The following is a 13,628-nucleotide window of genomic DNA, read 5'->3' as shown; positions in this document are numbered from 1 at the left end:
ATTGGATACCGTTGAAAGAAGAAACCGTAATGAATACGAGGGAGGCGTTACAAAATGACATTATTAGAGGATGTATTGAAGCATAATGAAACATTTGTGCAAAAACAAGAATATAAATCTTTTTCTACTACAAAATTCCCAAACAAAAAATTATTGATTTTGACCTGTATGGATACAAGGTTATTAACTTTATTACCACAAGCATTGGGTTTACAAAATGGGGATGCCAAAATGATTAAAACCGCAGGTGCTGTCATTTCACATCCTTTTGGAAGTGTCATACGCAGTATTATACTTGGAATTTATGAATTACAGGTAGAAGAAATTTGTGTGATTGGTCATGAAGATTGTGGTATGGCAGGATTGCAAGCAGATCCCCTTTTAGAAAAGATTAAACAAAGGGGCATCAATTCAACCACCATTCGTACAATACAACAAGCAGGGATTGATTTATCCGCTTGGTTAAAAGGTTTTCAAAACGTACAAGAGAGTGTCCAACATAGTGTGGAAATGATACGACAACATCCTTTACTACCAGCCCATGTACCAGTACATGGGCTGGTCATTCATCCAAAAACAGGGAAGTTAGAACTTGTTGTAGATGGATATCCAAATTTAAGTACAAATATTTTTTAAATTAATCAATGAATTGGAGGCGTACATATGAAGCTTTCTGCTAGATATGCAGGATATCAGTTAGCAAATTTACAAAAGGATGTGCTAGCTGGATTAGTTGTAGGAATTGTAGCCATTCCACTTGCCATGGCATTTGCCATTGCGTGTGGCGTACGACCTGAGTATGGGATTTATACGACCATTATTGCAGGGATTCTCGTATCTTTATTTGGTGGATCGAAATATCAGATTGCCGGACCAACAGGCGCGTTTGTTCCGATTTTATTTGGTATTGTGATGCAATTTGGATATGAAAACTTATTGATTGCTGGTTTTATGGCAGGGATTCTTTTAATCATTATGGGGGTATTTAAACTTGGAAAGTTCATGAAATTTATTCCTCGTCCTGTAACAATTGGCTTTACAACTGGAATCGCTGTTATTATTTTTTCTGGACAGATTGCAAATTTTTTAGGTCTTCACCATCTTGAAAAACAAAAAAATTTTTTTTATAACATGAAAGAAATTGGTGCGAATATTGCTGCATTCAACCCGTATAGTATCCTTACTGCTTTACTCTGCTTAGGGATTGTTATCGCAGCTATGAAATGGCTACCACGTATTCCAGGTGCGTTACTTGGCTTGATTATTTCGAGTGTGATTGCAACAATTTTTTTCCCGAATCATATTGAAACCATTGGTACAACATATGGTAATATTCCGCACCAGCTACCAGAATTAAAAATACCATCTATTACAATCGATAAAATCATTATGTTATTTCCAGCAGCCTGCATTATAGCAGCATTAGGTGGTATTGAGTCTCTATTATCTGCCATGGTAGCAGATAATATGGCTAATAGTAAACATAATAGTAATAAAGAGCTTGTGGGACAAGGAATCGCGAACATGGTAGCACCTTTATTTGGAGGGATTCCAGCGACTGGTGCCATCGCTCGTACCGCAACAAATATTAAAAATGGTGCCACTTCTCCTTTGGCAGGAATTGTACATGGGATTGTTGTGTTACTTGTACTATTATTTCTGTCTCCGCTCGCTTTTCATATTCCACTGGCTAGTATGGCACCTATTTTAATGGTTGTTGCTTGGAATATGAGTGAGAAACATGAGTTCATTCATATTCTAAAAACAAAAACAGGAGATGCAATTGTACTCATGTTGACGTTTTTATTAACTGTTTTTGCAGATCTTACTACTGGAGTAGGGGTAGGTTTACTCATAGCTTTTCTTTTATTTGTTGGAAAAATGAGTAAATCTTTAAGGGTTCAAAAAGTATTATCAAATCCTGTTGATTCCTATGTGAAGCCGGAAATTGTAGTAAAGGGGAAGAATTGTCCACAAATTAGTATTTTTACAGTGGAAGGACCTTTATTTTTCGGTTCTGTAAAGGAACTTGAAACAGCGATAGAACCCGTATTACAGTCAAAAACAAAAGTTCTTCTCTTATGTATGGGTAAGGTTTCATTTATGGATACTTCAGCAGAAGCTACGTTAGAACATATTCGAAAGAGAATGCTGGAAAAACAAGGAATGCTCCTTGTTTCAGGCGTTCAGCATCAACCAAAAGAAGTATTCCAACAAACGGGTTTATATGGAAGAATTGGAAAGAAACATGTTTTTACACGTACTGAATCTGCATTAGACTATGCAAGAAGTATCTAAATGTAAAGGGGTACATAGTTTGCTTTTTAAGGATGTTCATACCCTTTTAACAATCCTTTAGATAAACAAATCCAAAGGGGGGAATATTGTGAATTTATTCGAAATATTGCATCTTTTTTATGAACGTTCTGAATGTGTTTAAAAGCGAAAACTTATCTTGTTTCGAAATTTTTAGATACCCTATTTAATACTTTGTGAAAAAGGGAAAGGACTTTCTTTGTTTTTGTGTTTTTTGTTTTTGAGGATGATCTCTAAACAATTGATTTAAATAAGTTGTTAAAAAAATGTAAATTAAATGTAAATATTTATATTATAGTGTTTATTGGGGTTTTTGTGAAGTTTAATTTCTTTTGTTATTGACATAAATAGTTAGTGGAGTTAGACTTTCAATAAAGGAAAGTACTTTCCTTTATCGGAACGGATAAATAAAAAGGGTAAAAATATATTTTTTATCATGAAATGGAAGCGATATATTCTTGTGGGGAAATATTAATTTGGGGAGGAAACAATGATGAAAGAAGTTAGAATCGGCCTTGTTGGTGCAGGACGTATGGGGAGTTTTCATGGCACATCGGTTGCCCATAAGGTTCATGGAGCTAAACTTACTGCGATTGCAGATCCAGTTCCAGGAGCTGCAGTTAAACTTGCTAAAGAGCTTGATATTGATGCAAAAATATATACAGATCCAAAAATAATGTTCCAAGATTCATCCGTTGACGCAGTACTTATTGCAGCTCCAGCACGTTCACATGCAGGGCTTGTTATTGCGGCTGCTAGAGCAGGAAAGGCTGTTTTCTGTGAAAAGCCTATGGCAGTGACATTGAAAGAAGCAGATAGAGCTATTGAAGCTGCTCGTGAAGCAAATGTTCCATTACAAGTTGGTTTTAATCGACGCTTTGCTTCAGGATTTAGAGCTGCTCATAATGAGATTGTCGAAGGTCGAATCGGAACTCCACAGTTATTAAGATCATTAACTCGTGACCCAGCTTTAAGTGACCCAACATCAATTCCAGAATGGACAATTTTCTTAGAGACTCTTATCCATGATTTTGATACATTGCTTTATTTGAATCCTGGTGCAAAACCTATCGAAGTTTATGCAGTAGCTGATGCATTGGTTCGTCCAGAGTTTGAAGACCAAGGCTTACTTGATACTGCTATTGTAACCGTACGTTTTGATAATGGAGCCTTAGCAATAGCAGAAGCAAATTTTCAAGCTTTGTATGGATATGATGTTCGTGGTGAAGTATTCGGTTCAGCTGGAATGGTGACAGCTGGAGGTATTCAAAAAACAAATATGATGCGTTACACTGCAGATGGAATTAGCGTAGATACATGCAGAAGAGATACGGAACTATTACATGACGCGTATATTGCTGAAGTGAAGTCTTTTGTTGAATGTGTACGCTCAGGAGGTAAGCCAGAGGTGACGGGTGAAGATGCTCGTAATGCTCTTATTGTTGCTTTAGCTAGTATTAAATCCGTTCAGACAGGTCGGCCAGTTAAAATTGAGGAGATTCAACTTGTAACTGAATTTGAATGGCTATATTAAATTTACTTACTTTATAACAATAATACATTGTAGGTACCTCGAATATGACATTAATTAGAATACTTACTTTTATACTTACCAAAAATAAAAGTAAGTATAAAAGTGAGCTAGTTTAGGGATTCGTTACATTTGGACTGAGTATACTCAGTCCTTTTTTAGCCAATTTTTTTACAGTTAAAAGAGTAGATACTGCTGTAAAAATGATTTGAATTGAAAATTTGTTTTGTAATTGTATATAACCCAGATTAAATGTGTACAATTCATTTTTTATTCATCAAGGGAGGTATTATCTAATGAATCCACTTATATTTAAAGAAAATTGTTCACTGGATTTTATAGCTATTGGGCGCTTATGCATTGACCTGAATGCAAACGAAATACAGTGCCCAATGGAAGAAACAAGAACGTTTACAAAATATGTTGGAGGCTCTCCTGCTAATATTACGATTGGAATGTCTCGTCTTGGTTTAAAGACAGGTTTTATCGGCAAAGTGTCGGATGATCAAATGGGGCGCTTTATTACAGGGTATCTACAGAACAATAATATTAACACAGATCAGGTTTACATTGATCAAACAGGAGCGGTGACAGGTTTGGCGTTTACAGAAATTAAAAGCCCGATAGACTGTAATATTCTGATGTACCGTGATAATGTGGCGGATTTAAAGTTGGAACCAACCGAGGTGCCTGAGGAGTATATTAAGCGATCAAAAGCGCTCTTAATCTCTGGAACGGCTCTTGCGAAAAGCCCATCGAGAGAAGCGGTTTTCATGGCGCTTGAGTATGCAAAAAAGCATGATGTTGTTGTATTCTTTGATGTTGATTATCGTCCTTACACATGGCAATCAGAAGCAGAAACAGCTGTATATTACAATCTGGCAGCTGAAAAGTCTGATGTGATCATCGGTACGCGCGAAGAATTCGATATGATGGAAAAGTTATTAAATTATAAAGAATCTAATGACAGAGTAACAGCGGAGCGTTGGTTCTCCCACCATGCAAAAATCGTAGTTATTAAGCATGGTGGTGACGGTTCCATTGCATATACAAGAGATGGAAACTCTTATCGCGGCGGTATTTTCAAAACAAAGGTACTAAAAACATTTGGGGCTGGTGATTCGTATGCTTCTGCATTTATTTATGGGTTAATGCAAGGTATGGAAATCCGTGAGGCAATGAGATTAGGCGGAGCTTCTGCTTCAATCGTCATCTCTAAGCATAGCTGCTCGGATGCGATGCCAACAATTGAAGAGATTAGAAGTTTTATGGCAATGGCAGAGGAAGTATTAGAAGGCGCTCGTTAACAATGAATTACACATTCTATAAAAGTAATACTAGAAAAAGGAGAGAATGAATATGACGCAAACAGCAGTAAAAGCAATAAAGAATTATATCGGCGGTGAATGGAAAGATGCATCTACATCCGCAGCAGAACAGGTTTACAACCCAGCAACAGGAGAAGTGATTGCAACAGTTCCTCTTTCTAAAAAGGAAGATGTAGATAATGCAGTGCAAGTGGCAAATGAAGCATTCAAAAAATGGTCAAAGATAGCGGTGCCGCGCCGTGCTCGAATTCTATTTAAATATCAACAACTATTAATAGAAAACTGGGAAGAGCTTGCAAAGCTTGTCACTCTTGAGAATGGAAAAAGTTACAAAGAGGCATATGGAGAAGTACAGCGCGGTATAGAGTGCGTAGAATTTGCGGCAGGCGCACCAAATTTAATGATGGGTCGTCAGCTTCCTGATATTGCAACAGGTATTGAGTCTGGGATGTATCGTTATCCAATTGGGGTTATCGGTGGAATCACACCATTTAACTTCCCAATGATGGTGCCTTGCTGGATGTTCCCACTTGCAATTGCATGCGGTAACACATTTGTATTAAAACCATCTGAGCGTACACCGATTTTAGCAGCTCGTCTTGCTGAGCTGTTTGAACAAGCGGGTCTTCCGAAAGGCGTTTTAAATATCGTAAACGGTGCGCATGACGTAGTGAACAGTTTGCTTGAGCACAAGCATGTAAAAGCAATTTCCTTCGTAGGATCCCAGCCGGTTGCGGAATATGTGTACAAAAAAGGCTCAGAAAACGGTAAACGTGTACAAGCCTTGGCAGGTGCGAAGAACCACTCCATCGTATTAAACGATGCAAACCTAGATGTGGCAACAAATCAAATTATCGGCGCTGCATTTGGTTCTGCGGGTGAACGTTGTATGGCGGCTGCTGTTGTAACGGTACAGGAAGAAATTGCGGATACGTTAATTGCACGTTTAGTAGAAGAAGCAAACAAGATACATATCGGAAATGGTATGGATGAGAATGTATTCTTAGGACCAGTAATTCGTGAAGGACATAAAGAGCGTACACTTTGCTATATCGAGCTGGGAATTCAAGAAGGTGCTCGCTTAATTCGTGACGGAAGAAATGATGAGGCAGTACAAGGAAAAGGCTACTTCGTAGGGCCAACTATTTTTGATGAAGTCACACAGGAAATGAAAATCTGGCAGGAAGAAATTTTTGCACCAGTTTTATCCATTATTCGTGTGCAATCACTGGATGAAGCGATTGAAATTACAAACAACTCCCGTTTTGCGAACGGAGCTTGTATTTATACAGACTCTGGCGCAAGTGTTCGTCAGTTCCGTGAAACAATCGAAGCAGGGATGTTAGGAGTAAACGTAGGTGTACCAGCACCAATGGCGTTCTTCCCATTCTCCGGCTGGAAGGATTCCTTCTATGGTGATCTTCACGCTAACGGAACAGACGGTGTAGAGTTCTATACAAGGAAGAAAATGGTGACTTCTCGTTGGTAAGAGATAGGTAATGTAGGATGCAACAAGGCAACGATTGTCCTTGTTGCATCCTTGTATTATAAAAAAAATTGTGCGTATATTTACAGAATGTAACCAGCATGTATTAGGGGAAGGTGGAGAGGTCTTATGAATACATTGAGAATGACAACTGCGCAAGCGTTAGTGAAGTTTTTAAATCAACAATATGTCGAGTTTGATGGCAAACAAGAACGTTTTATTAAGGGGATTTTCACTATTTTTGGGCATGGGAACGTGACGGGGCTTGGTCAAGCGTTGGAAGAAGACTCAGGAGAACTGGAGGTGTATCAGGGACGTAATGAGCAAGGTATGGCTCATGCAGCGATGGCATTTGCAAAGCAAAAGCACCGCAAACAAATTATTGCATGCACGTCTTCCGTAGGTCCGGGCGCAGCTAATATGGTAACAAGTGCGGCCACTGCGTCTGCGAACCAAATTCCATTATTATTGCTCCCTGGCGATGTGTTTGCAACAAGACAGCCTGACCCAGTTCTACAACAAATAGAGCATACACATGATTTGTCCATTTCCACAAACGATGCGTTCCGGGCTGTAAGCAAGTATTGGGATCGTGTCAGCCGTCCAGAGCAATTAATGAGCGCGATGATTAATGCGATGCGTATGTTGACGAACCCGGTAGATACAGGTGCGGTAACAATTGCACTGCCGCAGGATGTGCAAGGTGAAGCGTGGGATTTTCCAGAATCCTTTTTTGCGAAGCGCGTGCATCGCATTGAGCGATGCGTGCCAACAAAGGCCAGCATCGCAGGCGCGGTAGCGCTCCTGCAACGAAAGAAAAAGCCGATCATCATTTGTGGAGGTGGTGTACGCTACTCTGAAGCGGCTGAAGCGTTGAGAAAATTTGCAGAAACATTCCATATTCCATTTGGGGAAACACAGGCAGGGAAAAGTGCAATTGAAAGTAATCACTGCTTGAACCTTGGAGGTGTTGGGGTAACAGGGAACCTAGCGGCTAATACGATCGCTAAGCAGGCAGACCTTGTCATTGGCATTGGGACAAGATTTACAGACTTTACGACTTCATCGAAGCAATTATTCCAACATAAAGATGTAGAATTTTTAACAATTAATGTATCTGATTTCCATGCAAGCAAGCTGGATGCGGTCAAGGTTGTGGCAGATGTAAAGGAAGCGTTAACAATACTTACAAAAGAACTGCAAGCAGTTAGCTATCAATCTGGTTATACAACAGAAATTGCTGTTGCACAGGATGAGTGGGCAGTAGAGCGAGAGCGTTTGTACAGCATTGAATATATAGAGCAAGGTTTTATACCAGAGATTGCGTCAGAACTTGACGAAGCGATTCCGGAATACAGCGAAGTGCTTGGCACAAAGCTGACTCAAACAGCAGTAATTGGTCAAATCAACAAACTGATTGATGAAGATGCAATTATTGTCGGAGCAGCAGGCAGCCTTCCAGGCGACTTGCAACGAATCTGGGTATCGCGCAAGCCAAACACGTATCACATGGAATACGGCTATTCCTGCATGGGCTATGAGGTAGCGGGTGCACTTGGAGCAAAGTTGGCTGATCCGGAGAAAGAGGTATATGCAGTTGTTGGTGATGGTAGCTATCTCATGCTTCATACAGAGCTTGTGACAAGCCTACAGGAAGGGAAAAAAATTAATATTCTACTGCTTGATAACTCCGGATTTGGTTGTATAAATAACCTGCAAATGGAGCACGGATCGGGTAGTTTCGGAACGGAGTTCCGTTACCGCAATAGCGAAACAGGTTTGTTAAACGGCGGCATTATGAAAATTGATTATGCGATGAGCGCAGCTGGATACGGTGTGAAAACGTACCGCGTGACAACGCTCGAGGAATTAGAAGCAGCGATTGTAGATGCAAAAACACAAACAGTTTCTACGTTAATTGATGTAAAGGTATTGCCAAAAACAATGACACATGGTTACGGGGCATGGTGGCATGTAGGAATTGCAGAAGTGTCGAAGAGCGAGAGCATTCAAGCAGCTTATGATTATAAGGAAAGCAACAAACAAAAAGCGAGAAGTTATTAAGGGAATAGGAGAAAAAATAGATATGTTTAAGGAAAACACAATCAAACTAGGAATTGCCCCCATAGCTTGGACAAATGATGATCTTCCAGAGCTCGGCAGCGAGAATACATTTGAGCAATGCTTAAGTGAGATGGCACTATCAGGATTCACTGGAAGCGAGGTAGGGAACAAATACCCGCGCGATACAGAGGTATTGAAAAAGGCATTATCCCTTCGAGGGTTGGAAATTGCAAGTGCTTGGTTCAGCACATCTTTGACAACAAAGCCTATGGAAGAAACGGTAGAGGCATTCATCGAGCAACGCGATTTTCTGCATGCAATGGAGGCGAAGGTCATCGTTGTATCGGAGCAAGGCAAAAGCATTCAAGGTTTAGCTCTGCCTGTCTACAAAGCAAAGCCTGTATTTACAGAGGAAGAATGGAAGCTGTTAGTAGACGGCTTGCATCGACTTGGTGAACTAGCTATGGAGAAGGATATGAAAATCGTATACCACCACCATATGGGAACAGGGATTCAAACAACAGAGGAGATCGATAAGCTCATGGAGCTGACAGATCCAAATCTTGTTTCCTTGTTGTTTGATACAGGGCATCTTATGTTTTCGGGAGAAAACCCAATTTATGTTTTGAAAAAGCACCAACATCGTATTAAACACGTGCATTTAAAAGACATCCGTTCGGAAGTTATGACTCGTGTGAAGGAACAGGATTTAAGCTTTTTAGAGGCAGTAAAGGCTGGGGTTTTTACAGTTCCAGGCGATGGTGCAATTGAGTTTGATGAAGTATTTACAACGTTTGCAGCTTCTAACTATACAGGCTGGTTTATCGTTGAGGCTGAGCAGGATCCAGTACTAGCAAACCCTTTTGAATATGCGGTGAAGGCTCGCCGTTATATTAGTGAAAAAATAGGGCTGTAGTCACAGTTTTATACGATAGTGATGGAAAGGGTGAATCTGTAATGACATTAGAAAAAATGAAAGACATTTTAACAAAAGCGGACCAAGGTAATTATGGAGTGGGAGCTTTCAGTGTAGCGAACATGGAAATGGTCATGGGTGCGATTCAGGCAGCTGAGGAGTTACGCTCTCCCCTTATTTTACAAATTGCAGAGATTCGCTTAAATCACTCTCCGATTCATATGATTGGTCCTTTAATGATAGCGGCAGCAAGGGGGGCATCGGTTCCTGTAGCTGTTCATTTCGACCATGGTATGACAAGCGAGAAAATTAAGCAAACGTTAGAAATCGGTTTTAGTTCCGTTATGTTTGATGGTTCACACTATACGCTAGAAGAAAATATTCAAAAGACGAAAGAAATAGTAGTGCTCGCGAAGCGATATAGTGCAACAGTAGAAGCTGAGATTGGTAGAGTAGGTGGCAGCGAGGACGGCTCAGAGAATATCGATATGCTACTTACAAGCGTAGACGAAGCAAAACGTTTTGCGGAAGAAACGGGTATTGATGCACTAGCGATCGCAATTGGAAACGCACATGGTATGTATAAAGGCGATCCCAATCTTCGTCTAGATCGTTTGCAAGAAATTGACGCGGTTGTTGATATCCCATTAGTATTACACGGCGGCTCTGGCATTAGTGCAGAAGACTTCCAAGCATGCATTCAATCCGGTATTCGTAAAATTAACGTTGCAACAGCTACATTTAACAATGTGGTAAGCGCTGTCAACGCATATGTTCAAAATGCGCCGTACTCAGATTATTTTACGTTCCATCAGGGTGTAATTCAAGCGACATATGAGAATGTAAAGCAGCATATGCAAATCTTCGGCAGTGTGAACAAAGCAGAGGAGCATGAAGGATTAGTAGTTCAGGAGCAGAAAGGCGGCGTGCAATTTGATTGGTAATTTAGGAGGATTACAAGAAGGCTATAATTTATTAACGGAAAGCAATGGTCAGTATGCGAACATGTTAATGGATATTGGCATTTATAAGATGTCTAATGGAAAAGAAGAGATTTTATTCGATAAAGATCAGGAAACAGCTGTTCTTTTATTAGAAGGTGCAGTTCGTCTGGAATGGGAAGGTAATGTGCAAGAGATTCAAAGACAATCTGTTTTTGAAGAAGATCCATGGTGTCTACATGTTGCGAGTAATGTACAGATTAAGGTAACAGCTCTTGCTGATAGTGAAGTTCTTGTTCAAAAAACGGATAACGATAGAGCATTTCCCTCTAAAATTTATACGCCGGAGGATTGTCAAAATGTTGTTGCTGGTGAAGGTGTGTTGGAAGGAACAGCGCAGCGTGTGATTCGGACTATTTTTGATTATAATAACGCAGCATACTCCAATATGGTAATCGGAGAAGTAATATCGTATCCAGGAAGATGGTCGAGTTATCCACCTCATCACCATGATCAACCTGAAGTGTATTATTATCGTTTTAATAAGCCGCAAGGATTCGGCTGTACGATGATTGGCGAGGATGCATTCCGTGTTGTGCATAATAGCTTTGTTACAATTCCAGGTGAACTTGATCACCCACAGTCAACGGCTCCTGGATATGCGATGTACTTTTGCTGGATGATTCGTCATCTTGCTGATAATCCATGGATAGACCGCATTATGGAAGAAGAGCATAAATGGCTGTTAGATCCGAATGTAAAGGTTTGGCCAGAAAAAGAATAGATTAGAATGATGAATATCCCTGATGTAAAAGTTTATGTAATCATTTGTGCGGTACCAAAAGGCACGAATAATATCTCAGTTTAATACGCTGAAGATAGAGTAGAGCAGGCTATGTTGCCACATCAAAAGTAAAATTAGGTACAGGAGCTAAATACTAATTTTGGAGGTTATTTATTATGCCATTAATTAGATTCGATTTAATAGAAGGAAGAGATGAAAAAGCTTTGAGAAGTCTGTTAGATGCTGCTCACAGAGCAGTAGTGAAAGCTTTCGATGTGCCAGAAAGAGATCGTTATCAAATCGTTTATCAGCATCCTGCTCATGAATTGGTTATAGAAGATACTGGTTTAGGATTTGAGAGAAGTGAAAAAATGGTAATAATAAGTGTAATTAGTAAGCAAAGAAGCGAGGATCAAAAGCAAAACTTGTATAAGTTTTTGGTTCAAGAGCTTGGAGAAAATTGTGGAATAGATCCAAGTGATATTATGATTTCTATTGTTATCAACGGAGATGCTGATTGGAGTTTTGGGCTAGGAGAAGCACAGTTTTTAAATGGTAAATTATAAATAAATTGGTTCGAATTTATGGAGAACCAACGGTTTTAAATACAGATAAAGCTCATTCTTTAATTTGTGTATTTGAAAATAATAGGCGAAATATTTAGGAACGCTTCATGCCATATACAATGAAAAGACGAAGCCTTCAATTAGACTCCGTTTTTTCATTGTATAGCGAATGACATAACCTGTTAATGCTTTGATAAAATTGGCCAGCCATCTTTTTACATTTTTATGTGTTAAAAAACTTTGTAAAAGAACCAGGAAAACAAAGGAATTGCAAACAGAAATCTACCCTGCATCCAAATTGGAAGATAGACAAGGAAAGCAGCAAAAATACTCAAGATTAATCCTATCAACATTAAAAAACTATATACGAGTAAATCTTTTCGATATTTTTTGTTTCTAATCAATTGGGGCATATCTCGAGAAGTAAGCAGTACAAAAAGGATCACAATCAATATTGCCTTCATCGTTTCTGAAACTCCTTCTCTTCCCTCATCAGAGATTTTTTCGTTAAACCCGTACGATCCACCGTTACATTGGTGTTAATTTTGACTTTCAGTTTTGGAAATTCCTGATGCCATCTTTCTTTAAACTTATTTTCCCATTCTTTTGGATATTTCCGTTGTACAGCTGTTCCAAATCCGAGAATGTCTGATTTGAATTTATTCTGCGCTTTATCAAGTATTGCTTGAATTCTTTCTTCAATTTTTTCCTTCAATTTTTTTTCTAAAAATAAAACATTATTAGGATTACTTAAATCCATTTTTGAGTTATCTTCATACAGAGTAGCATTAACTTTTACTTGGACTCCGATGTTTAATTTTCCTTGTTTAAGAATGGGGATAAATTTCGTTTCTACCTTGAAAGTTTGAACACTTACTTTTCCATTTCCCTTTTCTTTTGGGATGTTTATCGTGATTACATCCGCTTTCATTTTATTGAGTAGCCAAAGAATTTCTCTCGTCTCACTGTTATTTAGCCAACCGATTAATTTATCCTTTTTGAACACAGCTGTCCCTTTGATAGACTCGTTAGTTTCCACACTTGACTTGGATTCCTGGTTTTGGGATGCCTCTTTGTTTATTACGTTCGAGGGCACGATTTTTACTTCAGCAGCAATCGGCTCTACCCCTTCTGCCACAAGCATCTGAGCAAAATCCCTCAGATTTATCTTTAAGCTAATTTGTTTTTCCTCTTCCTCTCTCAAGACTTCAGCTGGTATTTTTTCGAATTTAGGAATGAATTTTAGGTGTGTTAAAGCCTCACTTTTTGTGAATACTATATAACTGCGCATACGAGCCTCCCGATTTCTAGTAAAAAAATCGAGTATCGATGAGACGCCGGACCGGGCCATTTTTTCACCAATTATAATAATACGGTTATGGGAAAGGGTAATTTCCCGCGGCAGTTTTTCTTGAAGTTTCCGATAGGCATCCATAATTGTGGTCCCCTTTTCTGAAACAACCCATACAGCTTTGGTTCCTATGCCTTTTTCACCCCCAGAACCTCCTTGACCTGGAGCACCCAACATTCGTGGAATAGCTATTTGTAGTGCTACACGGATTTTTCCATCCTCCATCTTGTCGATTCCAGTTGCGGTTACAAATGCTAGGTCATTGATCTCCACTCGACTCCAGCAGCCGGAGAGAAATGGCATCATCCAAAAAAGTAAAATCAAAAAAATTCGTATTCGCATCTA

Annotated in this window: 11 protein-coding genes; 10 read left to right on the top strand and 1 reads right to left on the bottom strand. The window is 39.3% G+C overall.

The window, feature by feature from the left end; all coding sequences use genetic code 11:
• Positions 1 to 54: 54 nt before the first annotated feature.
• From IQ781_RS27440 to IQ781_RS27395, 10 genes are all read left to right on the top strand, one after another.
• Positions 55 to 636, top strand: coding sequence for a beta-class carbonic anhydrase (locus tag IQ781_RS27440; protein ID WP_242808408.1), 582 nt, complete (start codon positions 55 to 57; stop codon positions 634 to 636).
• A gap of 27 nt (positions 637 to 663) precedes the next feature.
• Complete coding sequence (locus IQ781_RS27435; RefSeq protein WP_242808407.1) at positions 664 to 2,298, top strand: SulP family inorganic anion transporter; 1,635 nt, start codon at positions 664 to 666, stop codon at positions 2,296 to 2,298.
• A gap of 511 nt (positions 2,299 to 2,809) precedes the next feature.
• On the top strand, positions 2,810 to 3,850 hold the full coding sequence (locus tag IQ781_RS27430) for a Gfo/Idh/MocA family oxidoreductase (RefSeq protein WP_481748672.1): 1,041 nt from the start codon (positions 2,810 to 2,812) through the stop codon (positions 3,848 to 3,850).
• A 293-nt stretch (positions 3,851 to 4,143) separates the two neighbouring features.
• Entirely contained in the window at positions 4,144 to 5,154 is a 1,011-nt protein-coding gene (gene iolC / locus IQ781_RS27425; protein ID WP_242808405.1) for a 5-dehydro-2-deoxygluconokinase, read from the top strand.
• 52 nt (positions 5,155 to 5,206) lie between these two features.
• Positions 5,207 to 6,664 (top strand): CoA-acylating methylmalonate-semialdehyde dehydrogenase, encoded by a 1,458-nt coding sequence (locus IQ781_RS27420; protein ID WP_242808404.1) that lies wholly within the window; start codon positions 5,207 to 5,209, stop codon positions 6,662 to 6,664.
• A 126-nt stretch (positions 6,665 to 6,790) separates the two neighbouring features.
• Positions 6,791 to 8,725 (top strand): 3D-(3,5/4)-trihydroxycyclohexane-1,2-dione acylhydrolase (decyclizing), encoded by a 1,935-nt coding sequence (iolD, locus tag IQ781_RS27415; protein ID WP_242808403.1) that lies wholly within the window; start codon positions 6,791 to 6,793, stop codon positions 8,723 to 8,725.
• Between the two features lie 22 nt (positions 8,726 to 8,747).
• Complete coding sequence (gene iolE / locus IQ781_RS27410) at positions 8,748 to 9,641, top strand: myo-inosose-2 dehydratase (RefSeq protein WP_242808458.1); 894 nt, start codon at positions 8,748 to 8,750, stop codon at positions 9,639 to 9,641.
• Positions 9,642 to 9,682: 41 nt separating this feature from the next.
• Positions 9,683 to 10,585 (top strand): class II fructose-bisphosphate aldolase, encoded by a 903-nt coding sequence (locus tag IQ781_RS27405; RefSeq protein WP_242808402.1) that lies wholly within the window; start codon positions 9,683 to 9,685, stop codon positions 10,583 to 10,585.
• Positions 10,575 to 11,366 carry a 5-deoxy-glucuronate isomerase gene (locus IQ781_RS27400; protein ID WP_242808401.1) on the top strand — a complete coding sequence of 264 codons (792 nt, stop codon included), beginning with the start codon at positions 10,575 to 10,577 and terminating at the stop codon, positions 11,364 to 11,366. Before IQ781_RS27405 ends, IQ781_RS27400 begins: the two co-directional genes overlap by 11 nt.
• 176 nt (positions 11,367 to 11,542) lie before the next feature.
• Positions 11,543 to 11,932 (top strand): tautomerase family protein, encoded by a 390-nt coding sequence (locus IQ781_RS27395; protein WP_242808400.1) that lies wholly within the window; start codon positions 11,543 to 11,545, stop codon positions 11,930 to 11,932.
• A 460-nt stretch (positions 11,933 to 12,392) separates the two neighbouring features.
• On the opposite strand, the gene IQ781_RS27390 is transcribed toward IQ781_RS27395, so the two are convergent.
• Positions 12,393 to 13,625, bottom strand: a complete 1,233-nt coding sequence (locus IQ781_RS27390; protein ID WP_242808399.1) for a Ger(x)C family spore germination protein — start codon at positions 13,623 to 13,625, stop codon at positions 12,393 to 12,395.
• Between the last annotated feature and the right edge of the window lie 3 nt (positions 13,626 to 13,628).

Origin of the sequence: Bacillus sp. N447-1 (genome assembly GCF_022701035.1) — a bacterium.
Classification (GTDB): Bacteria; Bacillota; Bacilli; order Bacillales; family Bacillaceae_G; genus Bacillus_A; species Bacillus_A cereus.
Note: the sequence above shows the minus strand (reverse complement) of the source record. Positions and strands in the feature narration are given on the sequence as shown.